Consider the following 18,325-nt stretch of genomic DNA (forward strand, 5'->3'; position numbering starts at 1 on the left):
TAAACTTCTTCCTTTCCTGTTACATAATATATTCAAATTCAAAATCGTTAAGTCTTACTATATCTCCATCTTCAATTCCCATATCTCTAAGTTCATCTAATATTCCCTTATTTCTTAATACTTTATGGAAATATCTTAAAGAGTTAACTTCATTAACATTTACTGCACTTAATAATCTATCAACAAAGCTTCCAGATACAACAAATACTCTATTTCCTTCTTCTCCATCTTCTATATTTATTTCATAAGTAAATCTCTTTTCTTCTGGAATAAATCTTTCTTCTTCTGGTATTTCTAATTCTGTTACTGGAATTTCTGTAAGCATTCTAGCTGCTTCTTTAATAACTTCATCTACTCCTTGTTTTGTAGCAGCAGACATCTTATAAACCTTATCAAAGCCTAACTCATTAACTTTTTTCTTAAAGTTTTCAAAAACTTCTTCATCATATAGCATATCTGCCTTATTAGCAACTACAATTTGTGGTCTATCCCAAAGTTTTACCGAATATTTCTTAAGTTCTTCATTTATTTTAACAAAGTCTTCAAATGGATCTCTACCTTCTATACCTGAGATATCAACAATATGAATAAGTATTCTTGTTCTTTCTATATGTCTTAAGAATTCTAAACCAAGACCTATACCTTCAGCTGCACCTTCTATTATTCCAGGAATATCAGCCATAACAAAGGAATTTATTCCTTCTACCTTAACTACTCCTAAATTTGGTACTAAAGTTGTAAAGTGATAGTTTGCTATCTTTGGTTTAGCTGCAGTAACAGTAGATAACAATGTAGATTTACCTACATTTGGGAAGCCTACAAGACCTACATCGGCTAATAATTTTAATTCTAAAGTTAACCATCTTTCTTCTCCTGGCATTCCTGGTTCTGCAAAGTTTGGCGCCTGTCTTGTTGGAGTACAGAATTTGCAGTTTCCCTTTCCTCCTTTTCCACCTTTAGCAATTACAAACACATCATCTTTATGAGAAAGGTCTGCTATTATCTTTCCTGTTTCAAAGTCTTTTATTATAGTACCCATTGGTACCCTTATGTATAGGTCCTTTCCATCTCTTCCATAACATTTTGATCCTTGACCATTTTCACCATTTTCAGCTATAAACTTCTTCTTATATTTAAAATCTAAAAGAGTTGTTAGTCCTGTGTCTACTTGGAATATAATATCACCACCACGACCCCCATCTCCTCCATCTGGACCACCTAGAGGTACATATTTTTCTCTTCTAAAAGAAATGGCACCATTCCCACCATCCCCTGACTTAACAAATATTTTCGCCTTATCTATAAACATAAACTCACCTATCTTTCTAAAAATAACTCTTAACTTATTATTTATATTATTTCAATAATTTATATCCTTTATTATAACATAAGAAATATATTTCTTATTATTACAAATGGGCAATTGACAATGTACAATGAAAAGGAATTATCTATTGTCAATTGCCCATTACTACTATTACAAAATAAAGCACCCTCAACTTAGGGTGCTTTATTTAATAAATATTATTCTGCTATTGCTTCAACATCTACAGGGTAAATGCTTACTTTCTTTTTATTTCTACCCATTCTTTCGAATTTAACTATTCCATCTTCCTTAGCAAAAAGAGTATCGTCTCCACCCTTACCTACGTTTAGACCTGGATGAATCTTTGTTCCTCTTTGTCTAACTAAAATATTTCCAGCTAAAACGAATTCTCCATCAGCAGCTTTAGCTCCTAATCTTTTAGATTCAGAATCTCTACCGTTCTTAGTGCTACCGCCACCTTTTTTATGAGCAAATAATTGAAGGTTCATTATTAACATACTAGTACACCTCCTCTTTAACCAATCTTATATATTCACCGTCTTTTTTTGTTCCAAAATTTAATTTTATAGATTCTATCACACTTTCAATACTTTTTTCAAAAGTTAAAAGTAAAAGCTGACATTTATCTATATCTTCGGATTTAAGATTTGATAGATTTAAGTATAAATATCCATCTCTAATTTCATAATTGGTCTTAATTCCTAGCACTTCTTCGATTCCTATAACTACACTTTGTGATAGCACAGAAACTGAATTACAAATTAAATCGTAAAGCCCAGAGGCCTTTTTCATTTCTGCTTGGGATAAAGCATGACCAGATATCTTAAATCCAACTGTTGAATTCTCTTTTCTTAAAATTTCTATCTTAATCATAGTAATTAAGCTTCAATCTTTTCAACTACTAATTTAGTGTATGGTTGTCTGTGTCCGTTCTTTCTTCTATAATCCTTCTTTGGCTTATATTTGAAAACTACAACTTTCTTAGCTTTGCCTTGAGCAAGAACTTTAGCAACAACCTTAGCTCCTTCTACAACTGGTGCACCAACTTTTAAAGTTTCACCATTAGAAACAGCTAATACTTCTGTTAATTCAACTGTTGAGTCAACTTCAGCGTTAAGTTTTTCAACGAATATTACGTCTCCTTCTTTAACTCTGTATTGTTTTCCTCCAGTAGCTACTACTGCGTACATTAAAACACCTCCTCTATTTACGGTCTCGCCAACCAAGGTACAAAGTTCGAAACTTTGTTTAGAAAAAAACCTCTTATGTGCGGTTTAACATCTGATATTGTACCACATTATTATGTAGCTTGTAAAGAAAATTATTCATATTTTTCTGGCTGATTAATTTTATACATTTTTAAATTTTCTTTTTGATTATTAAAGATTAATGGTTCTACTTTATATCCTTCAATTCCATCAACAAAATTTAAATATATCTCTTTATCTAAAGCATCAATATTCTTTAGAAAAGCAAAAATATCTCCCCTTACTACTTCTTCATAGTTTCTATCTAATTCTATATAAAAGGAAGTTATTGAACTCTCCTCTAAGGATTTAATTATCTTATTTCTTATTAAATTTTCTATATAGGATATTTTTAAAACATATCCTTCACTATTACATCTTTTACAAGGTTCTTCTAAATATTCATAAATAGATTTTCCCCTTCTTTTTCTAGAAATTTGAACAAGATCTAAATCCGTAAAAGGAAATACCTTAACATTGCCTTTATCCTCACTTAGCGCTTCCTTTAATTCTTTCATAACTTCAACTTTTTGCGAAAAATCTCTCATAGCTATAAAATCTACTATTATTATTCCTGCTAGATTTCTTAGAAGTATTTGCTTTCCTATTTCCCTTGCAGCTTCTATGTTTGTTTCCATAATAGTTTTATTAAAATTATTTCCTTTTATATTTTTAGCACTATTGACATCTATAACGTACATTGCTTCTGTTTTATCTATTACAATATTTCCACCACAATTTAGAGCAACCTTTTTATGTCTTAATTTAAGTATTTCCTTTTCTATATTATAAAAATCAAATAGACTTCTTAGGCCTTCATATTTTTCTAATTTTATATTTTCATATTTATCAACTAGATTTTTAATTTCTATATAGTCATCTTCATTATTTAAGATAATTTTACATTCATTATTTAAGTTTTCCCTTATAACCTTGTTTAAAATTATATTTTCTCCATAAACCTTACCTAATTTTAAACTATAGTTTAATTTATTTATAAGGTTACTTATTTCAAAAAAGATTTCTTCTCTTTCTAGAAAAATATCTTCTTCACTAGCATGAACTGCTTCTGTTCTCACTGTTATTCCATATCCATCAATATCTTTTAAAATACTTTTAATTCTTTCTTTTTCCTCTTCACTATTAATTCTCTTTGAAAAACTTATTCCCTTTCCTCCTAAGGTTAAAACTAAATATCTTCCTGAAATACTAATATTTCTGCTAACCTTTGCTCCCTTATTATTAATAGGTTCTTTAATTATTTCAACTAATAGTTCATCACCTTTTTTTATTCCTTCCTCCTTTAGTTCCCTACTATAATACATATAAGCTTCCTTATTTAGTCCAATATCTATAAATATAGAATTTATTGCAGGGACTATGTTTTTAACCCTTCCCTTATAGATTTCTCCTATATTAGGAGCTTCACTTATATCTTCAACAAAACATCTATTTAATTTTCCTTTATCTTTTATTGCAATTCTTAATAAATCATTGTTTCTCTCAACAAAAATTTCCCTCATAAGCTCACTTCCTAAATTTAATATTTTGCAAGCAAAATCTTTAAAGTTCTTCACACTTTATACTATTCTAGCACAGTAAAATTCAATTAACAATTACAAGAAAAAAAGCCTGCTAAAGCTTTTTTAAGCAGACTCTTTTATTTATTAATCATTTCAATATATTCATAAATCAAAATATTTCCGTAAGCTTTAAGAGCTTCTATTAACTCATCTTCATTTAAAATATAAATTAAATGCATGTCATCATCTAATACGTAAAAAGTATTAAATTTATTTCTATCTACTAAAGATAAAACATTAACTAATCCTTGATTATAATAAACTGATATAGTTTTATTTTCTATATATTTGTTTTTTAAAAGTCTTTTTCTTTTTTTTATAATGTTTCCCATAGTTATATACATATAGGTTTTTCTCTCTATTTGAGTAATATAGAAAATTATCAATGCTGCAATAAGCATACTTATATTTATTTTTTTAAACCAAAAATATATGTATATATCTGTAAGTATAAATACCATAGCAATTATATAGCTTGTACATATTATTATCTTTTGAGATTTTTTAAAAATATATTTCTTTGATAATATTATTTCGAATATTCTAGAACCGTCTAATGGATAAGCGGGTAATAAATTAAAAAATGCCAAGCCTATATTTAACTTTGCACTTGTTATTAAAAACTCCCAAGTATAATTTAAATAAAATAAATAAAATAGTACAGCAATAATTATATTTAACATAACCCCTGCTAAATACACTATTATCTTTTCATTATCCTTTAATGAATCAATCTCTGAGAGTTCCGCCTTTACACCAAAAATATGAATTTCTAATTTATGAAATTTACATCCATATTTTAATGCAATAAACATATGAGCAACTTCATGTAATAGTACCCATAAAAGTGCAAACAATAACATATTATTACGGATACAGGCTAATAGAATTAAAGTTATTTCCGCTACTATTTTCTTTGTATCTTTTTTCATTTATATCTCCCTAAAAATTGCTCTTTATCTAACAATCACCTTCTACTTTTCATTATTTATTTATAATTTTAATTGGTATCTTTTTGTAAATTAAACTCCTTTATAAAACCATTATACTTTTCTTGAAAAACTTCCATAATCGCCTCTGTATCTATTCCTATTTTTTCTAAGTTCTTACTAATGGTTTTATAATCATAAGTTCTATTTATTTCTTTTTTTATCATGGTATATATGTTCTTAGCTTCAGGATTGGGAGTTATTTTTAGAGAAAATAATCCTGATAATAAAATTAGTGCTATTACTGTTTTTATAATTAGCTTTTCTAAAAAAGTAATTGACTTCTTCTCATTTTTTAATGAAGAATAGATTTGTCCTTTATAACTATATCCGTAATTATTTCTTTTCCTAGGATATATATCTCCCTTTTCATTTTTTCTCTCACTATTTTTACCTATTTTAACTTTTACCCGTTCTTTTAGTTTATTATAATAATCACTATATTCATTTGCATATTTAATCAATCTATCACCTCATTTCTCAATATTGTATTTATATTTTTTTTCTATATATTTTATGCTAGATATAATTCAAATTATTGATAGTAATATAAAAGAGAGTTATTTACAAAGTTTTTGTAAATAACTCTCTTTTATTAAAATCTTAATTTTTTTCTTCTCATTCCTACATTTATTGCCAATCCTAATGACATTACCGTTGTTAAAAGGGAAGTTCCACCATAACTAATAAGTGGCAAGGTTATACCAGTAATCGGCACCAATCCAATATTCATACCAATATTCTGAAGGATTGCAAATAAAAAGTATGATACTAATCCCACACAAATAATTGAACCAAAGGTATCCTTTGCCGTTCTTGCAATTGCAATCATTCTATAAATTAGTATTCCATATAATAGAAGTAAAAACAAACATCCAACAAGGCCCCATTGTTCTCCTACACTAGAAAATATAAAGTCAGTTTGTACCTCTGGAACATATTGAGCTGCATATCCAACTGAGTTTTCTTTAGATGTTGAGCCCTGAAGTCCTAGTATTCCACCATTTCCAATGCTTATTAATGCATGTCTTAATTGATAGCCTGATTCAGACATGTCAGCCTCTGGATTTAAAAAAGAAGTTAGCCTTTTCTTTTGATAGGAATGTATTATATCTAAATTAAAAACTAATACAATAGCTACTGCTAAAGCCGAAAATCCTACAATAAAAAATCTAATATCAAGTCCTGCTATAAAGAAAATACCAACAACAATAAAAAATAAAACCATTGTCATTCCCATATCTGGTTGAATAACAATAAATATGGCAGGAATAACCGAATAAAATGCCATGGTGAAAAAGTTTTTCCATTCATTTATACTTCCATTCATATCCTCTAAAGTTTTACCAAGCATCATAATAGTTGCCATCTTAGCTACCTCTGATGCTTGAAATGACAAAGGTCCTAATCTTATCCATCCTCTAGCTCCATTTATATCTGTACCTATAAACATAGTTATAATCAAAAGAAATATGGATCCCCAATAAAATAATGGAGTATATGCCTTTAGCAAAGTATAATCTATGGCAATAACAAAATATAAAGCTACAAGTACTACAACAAACCATAATGACTGCCTAATCAAAAAAAGATTGCCGTATTCCGCATGACTTGCTAAATATATATTTATTATTCCAAAAATCATCAAGGTGATTAAAGAAAATAGAATTGGCTTATCTATTTCTTTTAAAAGTTTAAGATTTAATTTAAAATGTGATAACATAACTCACCTCCGTTACTAACCTAAAAACTATTATATATAATATTTTAGCTAATTAAAATAACTTTAATAAAATATTAATTAATATTTTATTTCCATTTAACAATGATTTTGAAAAATAAAAAAAGAAGATGTTATCTAACAAAAGTCGATAAACATCTATATTATTAATTACTTAATTAAATATCTATTTAATTTTTCAATCTTTCTAAGACACATCTTACACTTTGAATAATAAATTATTTTACATTTTTAATAGGAATATTAGCTACTAATGCCGGACTATTTCCATCTATAGTTTCAGGCTTACTTACTGCTATTTCTACATCATCAGAATCTATTTCAATATATTTAGATATTACTTCTAATATTTCGGTTTTTATTTTTTCTAGGGTTTCATGAGGTAAATCCCCTCTATCGTGAATAAGTATTAACTTTAATCTATCCTTTGCAACCTCTTTAGGCGTTGGTTTATTTGAAAATCTTCTAAAAAAATCCACCTTCACTTCCCCCTTTAGCGTTTAAATATTTTTTTCAATACAGCAAAAAATCCTTCACCACCAACATTTAAATCTAATAGTGGTACTTTTTCTCCTGTTATCCTTCTTGCAATATTCTTAAATGCTTGTCCTGCTAATGCCTTATCATCAAGAACTATTGGTTCTCCTTTATTAGTTGAAATAGTAATACTCTTATCATCAGGTACAACTCCTAAAAGTTCAACTGATAAAGTTTCTATTATATCAGAAACATCTAGCATATCTCCCTTTTGAGCCATTTCGTAATTTAATCTATTAACAATAACTGAATGATCTTCTAAGCCTTTTGCATCAAGTTTACCAATAACTCTATCAGCATCTCTTACTGATGTTATTTCAGGATTTACAACTACTACTGCCTTATCTGCTCCTATTACTGAATTTTCGAAACCTTGTTCTATTCCAGCTGGGCAATCTATTAAAACATAATCAAAATCTTCTTTTAATTCATTAACTAGCTTAAGCATATCTTGTGGTCTAACATCATCTTTGTCCTTAGTTTGAGCTGTAGGCAATAAGAAAAGATTTTGATATCTTTTATCTTTTATTAAAGCTTGCTTAAGTCTGCATCTATTTTCAAAAACATCTGTTATAGTATATACTATTCTGTTTTCTAAACCCATTAAAACATCTAAATTCCTTAGGCCAGTATCTCCATCGACAACTACTACTCTTTTTCCTAAAGCAGCTAATGCTGTACCTAAATTGGCTGTTGTTGTAGTTTTTCCAACTCCACCTTTACCTGACGTAATTACTATAGAAATTCCCATTTTATACTCCCTCCAACGCTAAATATATTTCTTTGGTAAATAAGGTTCAACTACTATAGTATCCCCTTTAATTTTTGCTAATTCTGGATATGATGGCTTAACTCCATCTTCTGGTGCCCTTGTTAAAATATCCGCTATTTGTAATATTTCAGGTTGTAAATTAATTGCAGAAACAATAGCCTTTCTATTTCCCCCAACACCTGCATATACATGACCTTTAATACTTCCTAAAACAATAATATTCCCGCCTGCGTATACCTCTGCTCCATTGTTAATATCACCTATAATCACAATATTGCCGTGGTATTTAACAAGCTGACCGCCTCTTATAGTCTTCTTTATAAATTTTGTTTTTCCTTCATATACACCATTAAAAATTTTATTTTCATTTTTTTCTGCTGTTAATTCTTCAAAAGTACAATCCTTTATTTGTATTTCTTCAAATAAAAGATCCTTTAATTTTTCAATTTCAACTTCACTAAAGCTTTTTAAATTTGAAATGATATTAATAGTAGAGCCCTTATAAAAACTCTTTCCCGAAGACAACTTACTTAATAAGGCTTCTAACATTTCATTAAAACTTGAAAATTTATCTATATAAATTTTTGCATTAATTCCATCCTTAGTGCCTTTTATCTGTATTCTATCATCCTTCATTGGTTTCCCTCCACCAATACTTGTCATAGATATGAAATTATATCTTATAAATATAATTATACTCTTAAATTATATCACATAACAACATATTTTTACATATTTTATAATTAAATTATATAAAAGTATATTAATCCTAAAATTTTAATTTATTTAGACATAATTTAAATTTAATAAAATTATTTATTATATATTAACTTAGATTATAGATAAAAAAGCGTAAATATAACTTAACAAAGATAATAGGATATGCTTATTAGCATATCCTATTATCCTAGTCTGTTTATTCACACTTTTCTATTGTTCTGCATTTTCTGTTGTAGTAGTTGTTTCTTGATTATCTAGTTTTATAGAATCATCTTTATTATCTTTTAAAGGTGATTCTAAAACATATTTTTTAAAAGATTCAGACTTTGAACCATAGTTAGGATCAATTTTTAATAATTCATCCTTAAAGTAAGCTTCATAAATTGCTTTATGAATAGTAGCAGCTTCACTACCTCTACTTCCATCGTAGATTGTTGAAAAGATTGCTATTTGCGGATTATCTAGAGGTGCCATACTTATGTAATTACCATATGCTTTTCGGCCTTGTTTTCTATAAACTGCATCATCGTTTGCAAAGTCCGCAGTTCCTGTTTTACCTCCAACTTTTATTGGAAAGTTTGCAAAAGATTGATAAGCTGTACCATTACTTGGACTTGTATTAACTCTGTACATTCCATCTTTAACGGCTTGTAAAAACTCTTCTGGTATATCTAATCTATCAACAACTTCTGGTTTAAATTCTTTAATAACCTCTCCTGTTGGTGACGTTATTTTATCAACTAAGGTTACTTTATATCTTACCCCTCCACTAGCTAAAGTAGCAACATAATTTGCCATCTGTAATGGAGTAAAGTTATTCATCCCCTGTCCAATAGCGCTGTTTACAATTTGTCCTTCTGTTGTAATTTCTGATGCCATATTATTTACAATATAATAAGCAATTGCATCACCAATTACACCTGCTTCTTCATCAAGATCTACGCTTCTTCTATTAGAAGCTTCTTCAACATTTGCCTTATATGCATCCGAAACTTCCATTATCTTCTTAATATAAGGAATTAGACTTGCTGAAAATTCTGTATTGTTAGTTACCTGCTCATCAGTTCCTATTTTTAATAAGGCAGCTTTCATTTCTTCTTTTAATACAGTTTTAGCTTCCTTAAGCTCATCAGAATCATTTTCATTATCACTTATATCAAAAGGTATGAAACTATACATATAATAGTTTCCTGCTTTTAAAGCATTTACTATTTCAAACATTGGATTATCAGCTATAGTTTTTCTCCAAGATTTAAAATTATAAACTTGCCCAAAGTTTTCTTCAATTTGAATTCCAGTAGATGGATTATCTGTACCAAATTCAACTCCTAATCCAAACTTATAAGCATATTTCGCTAAATTATCTAAATCTTCAATTTCTCCTCCATAATTCTTCCATAATCTATATCCCATTTCATAGAAAAATACGTTTGAAGATACTTCTAAGGCTTTTCTTACATCTGTCGGACCATTTGCATGACCTTCAAAATTCCTAAGCACTTGCCCTGTTTTATCCCATGTACCATTAGTGTCATTTATATATTCATAAGGAGATACAACACCCTCCATTAAAGCAGCTATTGCAGTAAGAGGTTTAAAAGTTGAACCTGGAGGCAACAGCCCTTGAGTAGCATAATTAAAGAATGGCTTAGGATAAACATCTATTCCATCATACCTTTTTCCTGTTTCTTCATTTACAGGGAACAACTCATCAATATTTCCCGTAGCACCAGTTCTTTGCATATATTCTTTAGCAAAGCTTTCTATATCAGGAGCAAAATATGCTTTATATTGTTCATCTGTTAATCTTCCAGGTATAGAGAAAATATTTGGATCATAGGTTGGATAACTTACCATAGCAATTACCCTGCCAGTATTTACTTCTATTGCTACTACAGCACCTCTTGTAGCATTAGCAGAAATACCTTGACGCATTATTCGTTCCATAGTATCTTTCATGGCTTGTTCTGCTGCATATTGAACATTTTTATTTATAGTTAAATGAATATTATTTCCTGGATAAGAATCTAGCTTAAATAATTCTTCAGTAATCTTACCCTTTGAATTTACCTTAACTGTTGTTCCACCTTTTGTTCCTCTTAATTGGTCTTCAAAGGCTGATTCAATTCCTGCAACGCCAATTAAATCTGTAGAAGCATCATAACCTCTTAATTCGTAATTTTCCTCATTTGAACTATTTATTTTAGATAAATATCCTATAGCTGCAGAAGCTAAATTATTATAAGGATAAAATCTTATTGGTTCTATAACTACATCAATTCCAGGTAAATCATTTGATTTCTGATACATTATAAAAGCAGTATCTTTTTTAATATTAGTTGCTATATCTACGGATCTAGATCCTTGGAAACTAGATATTTTTATAGCATCTTTTACTACTACATAACTTCTTATTTTCTCTAGAGAATATCCGTTTTCTACTAACTCATCAAATATTTCTTTTCCTGATTTATCTTCGTAGCTTTCCATTTTTTCATCATAAGCTTTAAGTCTTGCTTCATAAGCTTCATCACTTTCGCCTTCTTCTTGAATAGGCTTTTTATTTATAGCTTCTTCTAGGCTATATAATTTTACTAATTCATAGAAGGTTTCTTCAGCTGATATTTTTAATAATTCATTATTAACTTCTTCAATTTGTTCTTCTGTTAATTCTTCTTTATTGCCTGGAAATAATTCCTTTTCAATTTTTTCATTTAATCCTCTATCTCTTTTAAATCTAACTTCAAGAGTTTTCTTAGTTTCTACATCATCTGTTTTAAAATCAAAATAGAACTTTCCGCTGCTATCTATCTTTAAAAGCAAATCATCTTCAACTTTTTCATTATTATCAGATAATATTTGAAAAACTTCATCCATTGTTTCATAAAAATATTCGCTATCATCACTAGGTTTAGTATAAGTTAAAGTATAGGTTTGAATATTAGTTGCTAATACATTACCTTCACTATCATAAATCTTTCCTCTTGGAGCTTTTTCTGATATAAATCTAGTTGAACCTACATCGGCCTTTTCTTTATATTCTGCATGTTTATAAACTTGAATATATAGAAGCTTTAAAATAATAGCTGAGAAAAGTATCCCCATTATAATATTTAAAACAGTATATCTTGAAATTTTTTTCTTCTTTTTAGGTTTATTTACTATCATTTAAACCTCCATTGATTTTTCTCATATTCATTATTACAAAGCTTAAAAACATAATTATATCCAAATAACATAAATATACTTCCATATAGAGCTGAAAATATTCCTATCTTTATATCTATGGTTTTTCCCAAGATTTTAAAAACAATGAATATAATAAATACTTTTAATATGTATATAAATATAGAAGAAATTACAGGTATTAATCTTTTTTCCCTATAGATATTTTCTCCTATAATCGCTGCTAACAAGCATACAAATAAATTTATAAAACTATTAATTCCAAACCCGTTATAAAAGTATATATCCTGCAGAATTCCAGAAAAGGCTCCTATAAAAACAGCTTCTTCTCGCCCATTTATTATAGAATAAGCTAAGGCAAAAATAAAAAGTAGTTTAGGGTATGCACCATTAACAGCTAAAAAAGGCATAAGTGCATTATCAAATATTAATAATATAATTGAAATTAAAATAACAAGCCACTTTTTCATTTTTCTACCCTCTAATTTTCATATTTTATATCTCTTGTTTCCTTCGGAACAACAACAAAAATTTCTTCCAGCTTATTAAAATCTACATATGGCTTTACAATGGCTTTTTTCATAACCTTAACTTCATCAGTTTCAACTGAAATAACTTCTCCTATTCTAATTTCTTTAGGATATATTTGTCCAAGACCTGATGTTAATATAACATCTCCCTCTTTTATTGCTGAATTTATTGGTAAGTTTGTAACAACAGCTAAATTCTCACCATTATAATTCTTATAACCACTTAGTATCCCTGTAGTTTCTCTTGTACTATCTACCATTACTGCTACGGAAATATTTTCACTTATTAAACCTTCGACCATTGCCCAATTAGTTCCTACACTTGTTATTTTACCAACTAATCCTTTATCTGAAATAATGGCCATGTCCTTTGCAAGTCCATCTTTTTCTCCCTTGTCTATAATATATCCTTTTGAAAAACTTTCACCACTATAACCTATAATCTCACTACCTATATAAGTATAATTATTTTTTGAAGCTGCAAAGTTTAAAATCTCTCTTAGTCTGTTATTTTCTTCTTTAAGTTTATCATACTCTATTAGTTTATTTTTTAACTCAATATTCTCTTTAGTTAATTTTTTATTTTCCTCTTTTACTTCAGAAAAATTAAGAAAAAAATCTACTGTTGTTTTTAATTTATTATTTATATTATGAAGAACTTTTTGTAGGGGATTAGTTAAAGTTGCTACACCACTTGAAGCAGCACCTTTTTGGGCATTATTAGATGTATATATTATTAATCCTAAAAATGTAACTGACAGTACTATAATAGTTACTGCCAGTTTATTTTTAAAAAACTTCATTATTATCCTCTTTGGCTCCTGCTTAATTCATCAAAATCATCTAATGCCTTACCTACTCCTAAAGCTACGCAATCAAGTGGTGATTCTGCAATATGAACAGGCATATTAGTTTCTTTATTGATTAACATATCTAATCCCCTAAGAAGAGCTCCACCGCCAGCTAACATTATTCCTTTTTCCATTATGTCTGCTGATAATTCTGGTGGTGTTTTTTCAAGAGTTGTTTTAATAGCTTCGATTATCGCATAAACCGGCTCCTTTAACGCTTCTCTAACTTGATCTTCTGAAATAGTAACTGTCTTTGGAAGACCAGTTATCATATCTCTACCCTTAATTTCCATTGTTCTTTCTTCATCATCTACTTTATAAGCTGAACCTAATTCCATTTTAACTTGTTCTGCTGTTCTTTCACCAACCATTAAATTAAATTCTTTTTTTATGTAATTAATTATTGATTGATCTAATTCGTCTCCAGCAACTCTTAAGGATTTGCTTGTTACAATTCCTCCTAAAGAAATTATTGCAACTTCAGTTGTACCACCACCAATATCAACTATCATGCTGCCTGTTGGTTCCCCAACTGGAAGTCCTGCTCCTATTGCAGCAGCCATTGGCTCTTCCATTAAAACAACGTCTCTTGCTCCTGCAAATTTTGCTGCTTCTTCTATTGCTCTTCTTTCAACCTCAGTTACTCCAGACGGATAACAAACTATAATTCTTGGACTTGTAAAAGAACTCTTGCTAGTTACCTTTTCAATGAACTTTTTAAGCATTGTTTGAGATACATCAAAATCTGCTATTACTCCATCCTTTAATGGTCTTATTGCAACTATATTGCCTGGAGTTCTACCAATCATTAATTTTGCTTCTGTTCCGACTGCTAAAGGCTTTCTTGTTGTTGTATTTATAGCAACAACTGAAGGTTCATTTAAAACTATACCTTTTCCCTTGACATACACTAAAGTATTTGCTGTTCCTAAATCTATCCCCATGTCTTTATTTCTACTGAATAATCCCATTTGAATTCCCCTTTCGCTTATATTATTCCTTTTTCTTTTAAGCTTATAAATTTCTCATTTCCTACTATAATATGATCTAATAGATCGATTCCTATTATTTTGCTACATTCCTTTATTCTAAGTGTTATATTTATGTCTTCCTTACTTGGAGTAGGATCTCCTGAAGGATGATTATGGCAAATTATAATACTTGAACTGCTTTTCTTTAATGCTTCGTTAAATATTTCTCTTGGATGAACTATTGAAGTATTTAAACTTCCTTTAAAAACATCTTTTACTCCTAATATATTGTTTTTCGTGTCAAGCATTATCAATTTTAAAATTTCCTGCTTTAAATTACACATCTCATTTATTAAAAGATTTGCTACATCCTTAGGAGAAGATATTCTTTCGTTATTTTTTATTACTCTAAGGCTATTAAATCTTCTAAATAATTCTCCCATAGCTAAGATTTGACTTGCTTTTATGTTCTTTATTCCTTTTATTTTTTTTATATCGCTAAGTCCTGTATTCAACAAACCATTAAGCCCTTCAAAGTCCGAAAGCAATCTTGTACTTAAGGAGATAACATTTTCTCCCTTTGTTCCAGTTCTTAAAATAACTGCAAGTAATTCTGCATTATTTAAAGCTTCGGGGCCGTTTAAAAGCAATTTTTCTATTGGTCTTTCTTCTTCTGGAATATCTCTAATTTTAAGATTATTATTCATAGCGTCTCCTTTAAATAATAACTTTTATTAGAAATATACCCATAAATCATATTATTTAACCTTCTTTAGCATTTTATTCAATAAATTTAATGGCATACCTACTACATTGTAATAACATCCATTTATCTTTTCTACAAAGACACCACCATAACCTTGTATTCCATAGGCACCAGCCTTATCAAGAGGCTCACCTGTTTTTATGTAAGATACAATTTCTTCATCAGTTAAATCTGAAAATTTAACTTCTGTATATAAGGACTCTTTCTCTAATTTATTATTTGAAGTATTAAAAACCACTACTCCAGAATAAACTCTATGTACTTTTCCACTTAATAATTTAAGCATATTAAATGCATCTTCTTCATTTTTAGGTTTTCCCAATATTTTATTATCTAGGACAACCACTGTATCACCAGAAATTATTATGGTATCTTCCTTTATTTTTTCTTTAACGTTTAATGCCTTTCCTAAAGCTAAGTCTACAACATATTTGCCTATGTCTCCATTAAATATAATTTGCTCTTCATCAAAATCACTTACAATAACCTTAAAGTCATCAACTATTCTATGTAATAACTCTTGTCGTCTTTCTGAACCTGAAGCTAATATATACTTCAATTTTACCACATCCTATTAATTTAGTAGCCTATTTTTAGTTTGTGTTTATTATCTTTTAATTATTAGTTAAAACAGCTCTTAAAGCACATTAAAAGCTACTTGTATCAATCTTTTATAGTTTAACATTATATAAGATTCCAAACAAGTAGCTTTTACCTTCTTTATTTAATTTTTATTAATTTGTAATATTTTTGGTATCAATATCCATGCTATTCTTTAATTTTACTTATAATAGTATAAATATATACATTCTCTTCATTAATATTTTCTTTATTTATTTTTTCAGGCATATTTTTAACGTGTTCTTTATATTCTTTTAATAATTCTAAATAATTCCCTTCTCTAACTTCTTCTAAACTATTTATCCATTCTTTAAAATCAGTAGTATTTACTTCTTTAACCTCTGCTTTATAAGCGGTGTTTAATATTTCTAAATGCCCATCTATTATTGCTGCTAACTGATTTTCATCAATATTTCCTTCATTTAAAGACACCTTAAATTTAGCACTTTCAATATTTTTTCCATTTAATTTATCTAAAATTTCTGAACTTCCTTCTTCTTTTGTAATAGCTCCAATAACCTTAAATTTTTCTGCTTCATCTTTAACTACAAAAGCATTAAAATCACTTTTTATTTTATTCAAAATTTGATTTGCATTTTCTTCTTTAGAAAAATAGCCACATTGTATCAATGAAAAGCTTTTTATATTTGAACTTTGACTAACTTCTGCTTCACTACTAGTATTTGTTATTGGCTCCATATCTAAATTAAAGGAAGCTGGTAAAAATTTTATTATCGACCAAGCTCCTGCAGCGCCAATAGTTATTGCAATAGCTGTAGTTATTAGTATTGATGTAAAAAACTTCATTCCTTCATTTTTCTTTTTATATTGATATTTTGTGTACTTCATTTTATCCTCCCCCTCTTTTTCTTACTAATATATATTCAGGAGAAGATAATAATATTCTTATGTAAAAAAGCGACAAGCACTTTTATTTAAGTTCTTTTAAAACTTCCTTTAAGTATTCCCAAACATTTTGAACTGATTTTATGCTCATATGTTCTTCTGGTGTATGAACATCAAATAAATCTGGTCCAAAGCTAATCATATCTAAACCGCCTAACTTTTCATTAAATAGGCCGCATTCTACTCCTGCATGAATTGCAACTATATTTCCATCTTTACCATACATTCTCTTATAAACATCTAAGCATAATTCCCTAAGCTTAGAATCTGGATTATACTCCCAACCAGGATAATTTGCAGTTGTATTAAACTTACAGCCAATAATATCTGCAATAGTTTTGCTTCTTAGTACTATTTCTTCCTTTAAAGACTCTACTGAACTTCTTATAGCACTATCATAATGAACTTTATTATTTTCTGTTCTTACAACTCCTAAATTAGTTGAGCTTTGTACTAAATCCTTTATTGTAGGACTCTTTGTATCTATTCCATTAGGAATTAAATATAATAAATTAACTGCCTTTTCAGTCGAATCCTTTGTAAATATTTCAGTTATCTCTTCCTTAACTTCTGACACCTTAACTTTTACCCCTGGATCTTGAGTCTTTAATTCATTAAAGAATATTTCCTGCCACTTATTTACTAATTCTTTTGCTTTATCTAAATCACTTTCATTTATTACTATTAAGGCATCTGCTTCTCTTGGAATTGCATTATCTTTTGAACCTCCATTAAGGGAAACTAATCTAAAATCAACTTCAGCTAATAAATTTTTTAATACTCTTCCTAATAGTTTATTGGAGTTTCCTCTTTCTTTTATTATATCCATTCCTGAATGACCGCCCTTTAAGCCGCTAATTGAAATATCTAATAATGAAGTATTATCAGCTCTTTTTTCTAAGTCAGCAGAAAATTCAAATTTACTTCTAATTCCTCCAGAACAGCTAACTAAAAAATCTCCTTCTTCTTCATTATCTAAGTTAATTAATAATTTTCCTTTTAAATGTTCCCTTGAAACTGCCATAGCCCCAGACATTCCTGTTTCTTCATCAGTAGTTAATAATACTTCTAATGGTGGATGAGGAATATCAGTTGAAGCAAGAAGAGCTAAAGCATAAGCAACCGCTATACCATTGTCTGCACCAAGTGTTGTATCAGTTGCATAAATCATGTCATCTATTATTCTAAGCTTTATAGGATCTTTCTCAAAATCATGATTTACCCCCTTGTTCTTTTCACAAACCATATCCATATGACCTTGGATAATAACAGTAGGAGAATTTTCATATCCTTTAGTTCCTGGTTTTTTTATTATAACATTTAGAGCTTCATCTTGTGTCACTTCTAAATTTAACTTCTTTGCTATACTTACTAAGTAGTCACTTATCTGTTTCTCATTTCCTGAACCTCTTGGTATTTGAGATATCTCTTCAAAATATTCAAATACTTTTTTAGGTTCTAGATTTTGTAAAACTTTCATATTTATTTCTCCTTTTCTTACTAATTTGTGCTAAAATTATAATATAAAAATAGTATAACACAAGTAAAAAAGTGTAGTACACTTTTTTAAAATTCACA

At 28.7% G+C, this 18,325-nt stretch carries 19 protein-coding genes; all 19 read right to left on the bottom strand.

Annotation, left to right across the window (positions count from 1 at the left end):
* Positions 1-19: 19 nt before the first annotated feature.
* A complete protein-coding gene (gene obgE, locus BEN51_RS11095) occupies positions 20-1,309 on the bottom strand; it encodes a GTPase ObgE (RefSeq protein ID WP_119866120.1) in 1,290 nt (429 codons plus the stop codon).
* Between the two features lie 215 nt (positions 1,310-1,524).
* Complete coding sequence (gene rpmA, locus BEN51_RS11100) at positions 1,525-1,824, bottom strand: 50S ribosomal protein L27 (protein WP_119866121.1); 300 nt, start codon at positions 1,822-1,824, stop codon at positions 1,525-1,527.
* Position 1,825: 1 nt separating this feature from the next.
* Complete coding sequence (locus BEN51_RS11105) at positions 1,826-2,200, bottom strand: ribosomal-processing cysteine protease Prp (protein ID WP_119866122.1); 375 nt, start codon at positions 2,198-2,200, stop codon at positions 1,826-1,828.
* Positions 2,201-2,205: 5 nt separating this feature from the next.
* On the bottom strand, positions 2,206-2,517 hold the full coding sequence (rplU, locus tag BEN51_RS11110) for a 50S ribosomal protein L21 (RefSeq protein WP_119866123.1): 312 nt from the start codon (positions 2,515-2,517) through the stop codon (positions 2,206-2,208).
* A gap of 131 nt (positions 2,518-2,648) precedes the next feature.
* Positions 2,649-4,097, bottom strand: coding sequence for a ribonuclease E/G (locus BEN51_RS11115; RefSeq protein ID WP_119866124.1), 1,449 nt, complete (start codon positions 4,095-4,097; stop codon positions 2,649-2,651).
* 137 nt (positions 4,098-4,234) lie between these two features.
* Positions 4,235-5,089 carry a site-2 protease family protein gene (locus BEN51_RS11120; RefSeq protein WP_119866125.1) on the bottom strand — a complete coding sequence of 285 codons (855 nt, stop codon included), beginning with the start codon at positions 5,087-5,089 and terminating at the stop codon, positions 4,235-4,237.
* Positions 5,090-5,157: 68 nt separating this feature from the next.
* On the bottom strand, positions 5,158-5,610 hold the full coding sequence (locus BEN51_RS11125; protein WP_119866126.1) for a hypothetical protein: 453 nt from the start codon (positions 5,608-5,610) through the stop codon (positions 5,158-5,160).
* A 131-nt stretch (positions 5,611-5,741) separates the two neighbouring features.
* Positions 5,742-6,869 (bottom strand): rod shape-determining protein RodA, encoded by a 1,128-nt coding sequence (gene rodA / locus BEN51_RS11130; protein ID WP_119866127.1) that lies wholly within the window; start codon positions 6,867-6,869, stop codon positions 5,742-5,744.
* 236 nt (positions 6,870-7,105) lie between these two features.
* Positions 7,106-7,366, bottom strand: coding sequence for a cell division topological specificity factor MinE (gene minE / locus BEN51_RS11135; protein ID WP_119866128.1), 261 nt, complete (start codon positions 7,364-7,366; stop codon positions 7,106-7,108).
* A gap of 14 nt (positions 7,367-7,380) precedes the next feature.
* A complete protein-coding gene (minD, locus tag BEN51_RS11140) occupies positions 7,381-8,175 on the bottom strand; it encodes a septum site-determining protein MinD (protein ID WP_119866129.1) in 795 nt (264 codons plus the stop codon).
* 18 nt (positions 8,176-8,193) lie between these two features.
* Entirely contained in the window at positions 8,194-8,832 is a 639-nt protein-coding gene (minC, locus tag BEN51_RS11145; protein ID WP_119866130.1) for a septum site-determining protein MinC, read from the bottom strand.
* Positions 8,833-9,126: 294 nt separating this feature from the next.
* The gene (locus BEN51_RS11150; RefSeq protein WP_119866131.1) at positions 9,127-12,084 is read right to left on the bottom strand and encodes a penicillin-binding transpeptidase domain-containing protein; all 2,958 of its coding nucleotides are present in this window, start codon (positions 12,082-12,084) and stop codon (positions 9,127-9,129) included.
* A complete protein-coding gene (gene mreD / locus BEN51_RS11155; protein ID WP_119866132.1) occupies positions 12,081-12,572 on the bottom strand; it encodes a rod shape-determining protein MreD in 492 nt (163 codons plus the stop codon). Before mreD ends, BEN51_RS11150 begins: the two co-directional genes overlap by 4 nt.
* 11 nt (positions 12,573-12,583) lie before the next feature.
* Positions 12,584-13,435, bottom strand: a complete 852-nt coding sequence (gene mreC / locus BEN51_RS11160) for a rod shape-determining protein MreC (protein ID WP_119866133.1) — start codon at positions 13,433-13,435, stop codon at positions 12,584-12,586.
* A 2-nt stretch (positions 13,436-13,437) separates the two neighbouring features.
* Positions 13,438-14,454, bottom strand: coding sequence for a rod shape-determining protein (locus tag BEN51_RS11165; RefSeq protein ID WP_119866134.1), 1,017 nt, complete (start codon positions 14,452-14,454; stop codon positions 13,438-13,440).
* Positions 14,455-14,471: 17 nt separating this feature from the next.
* Positions 14,472-15,161, bottom strand: coding sequence for a RadC family protein (radC, locus tag BEN51_RS11170; RefSeq protein WP_119866135.1), 690 nt, complete (start codon positions 15,159-15,161; stop codon positions 14,472-14,474).
* 51 nt (positions 15,162-15,212) lie between these two features.
* On the bottom strand, positions 15,213-15,779 hold the full coding sequence (locus BEN51_RS11175; protein WP_119866136.1) for a Maf-like protein: 567 nt from the start codon (positions 15,777-15,779) through the stop codon (positions 15,213-15,215).
* A 209-nt stretch (positions 15,780-15,988) separates the two neighbouring features.
* Complete coding sequence (locus BEN51_RS11180; protein WP_119866137.1) at positions 15,989-16,690, bottom strand: SPOR domain-containing protein; 702 nt, start codon at positions 16,688-16,690, stop codon at positions 15,989-15,991.
* An 82-nt stretch (positions 16,691-16,772) separates the two neighbouring features.
* A complete protein-coding gene (locus BEN51_RS11185; RefSeq protein ID WP_119866138.1) occupies positions 16,773-18,227 on the bottom strand; it encodes an aminoacyl-histidine dipeptidase in 1,455 nt (484 codons plus the stop codon).
* Positions 18,228-18,325: the final 98 nt, after the last annotated feature.

It is taken from the genome of Clostridium isatidis, assembly GCF_002285495.1.
Taxonomy (GTDB): domain Bacteria; phylum Bacillota; class Clostridia; order Clostridiales; family Clostridiaceae; genus Clostridium; species Clostridium isatidis.

Bases quoted from the DNA above. Each gene is read 5' to 3' on its own strand.
- obgE (WP_119866120.1), bottom strand. From the start codon at position 1,309: ATGTTTATAGATAAGGCGAAAATATTTGTTAAGTCAGGGGATGGTGGG.
- rpmA (WP_119866121.1), bottom strand. From the start codon at position 1,824: ATGTTAATAATGAACCTTCAATTATTTGCTCATAAAAAAGGTGGCGGT.
- BEN51_RS11105 (WP_119866122.1), bottom strand. From the start codon at position 2,200: ATGATTAAGATAGAAATTTTAAGAAAAGAGAATTCAACAGTTGGATTT.
- rplU (WP_119866123.1), bottom strand. From the start codon at position 2,517: ATGTACGCAGTAGTAGCTACTGGAGGAAAACAATACAGAGTTAAAGAA.
- BEN51_RS11115 (WP_119866124.1), bottom strand. From the start codon at position 4,097: ATGAGGGAAATTTTTGTTGAGAGAAACAATGATTTATTAAGAATTGCA.
- BEN51_RS11120 (WP_119866125.1), bottom strand. From the start codon at position 5,089: ATGAAAAAAGATACAAAGAAAATAGTAGCGGAAATAACTTTAATTCTA.
- rodA (WP_119866127.1), bottom strand. From the start codon at position 6,869: ATGTTATCACATTTTAAATTAAATCTTAAACTTTTAAAAGAAATAGAT.
- minD (WP_119866129.1), bottom strand. From the start codon at position 8,175: ATGGGAATTTCTATAGTAATTACGTCAGGTAAAGGTGGAGTTGGAAAA.
- minC (WP_119866130.1), bottom strand. From the start codon at position 8,832: ATGAAGGATGATAGAATACAGATAAAAGGCACTAAGGATGGAATTAAT.
- BEN51_RS11150 (WP_119866131.1), bottom strand. From the start codon at position 12,084: ATGATAGTAAATAAACCTAAAAAGAAGAAAAAAATTTCAAGATATACT.
- mreD (WP_119866132.1), bottom strand. From the start codon at position 12,572: ATGAAAAAGTGGCTTGTTATTTTAATTTCAATTATATTATTAATATTT.
- mreC (WP_119866133.1), bottom strand. From the start codon at position 13,435: ATGAAGTTTTTTAAAAATAAACTGGCAGTAACTATTATAGTACTGTCA.
- BEN51_RS11165 (WP_119866134.1), bottom strand. From the start codon at position 14,454: ATGGGATTATTCAGTAGAAATAAAGACATGGGGATAGATTTAGGAACA.
- radC (WP_119866135.1), bottom strand. From the start codon at position 15,161: ATGAATAATAATCTTAAAATTAGAGATATTCCAGAAGAAGAAAGACCA.
- BEN51_RS11180 (WP_119866137.1), bottom strand. From the start codon at position 16,690: ATGAAGTACACAAAATATCAATATAAAAAGAAAAATGAAGGAATGAAG.
- BEN51_RS11185 (WP_119866138.1), bottom strand. From the start codon at position 18,227: ATGAAAGTTTTACAAAATCTAGAACCTAAAAAAGTATTTGAATATTTT.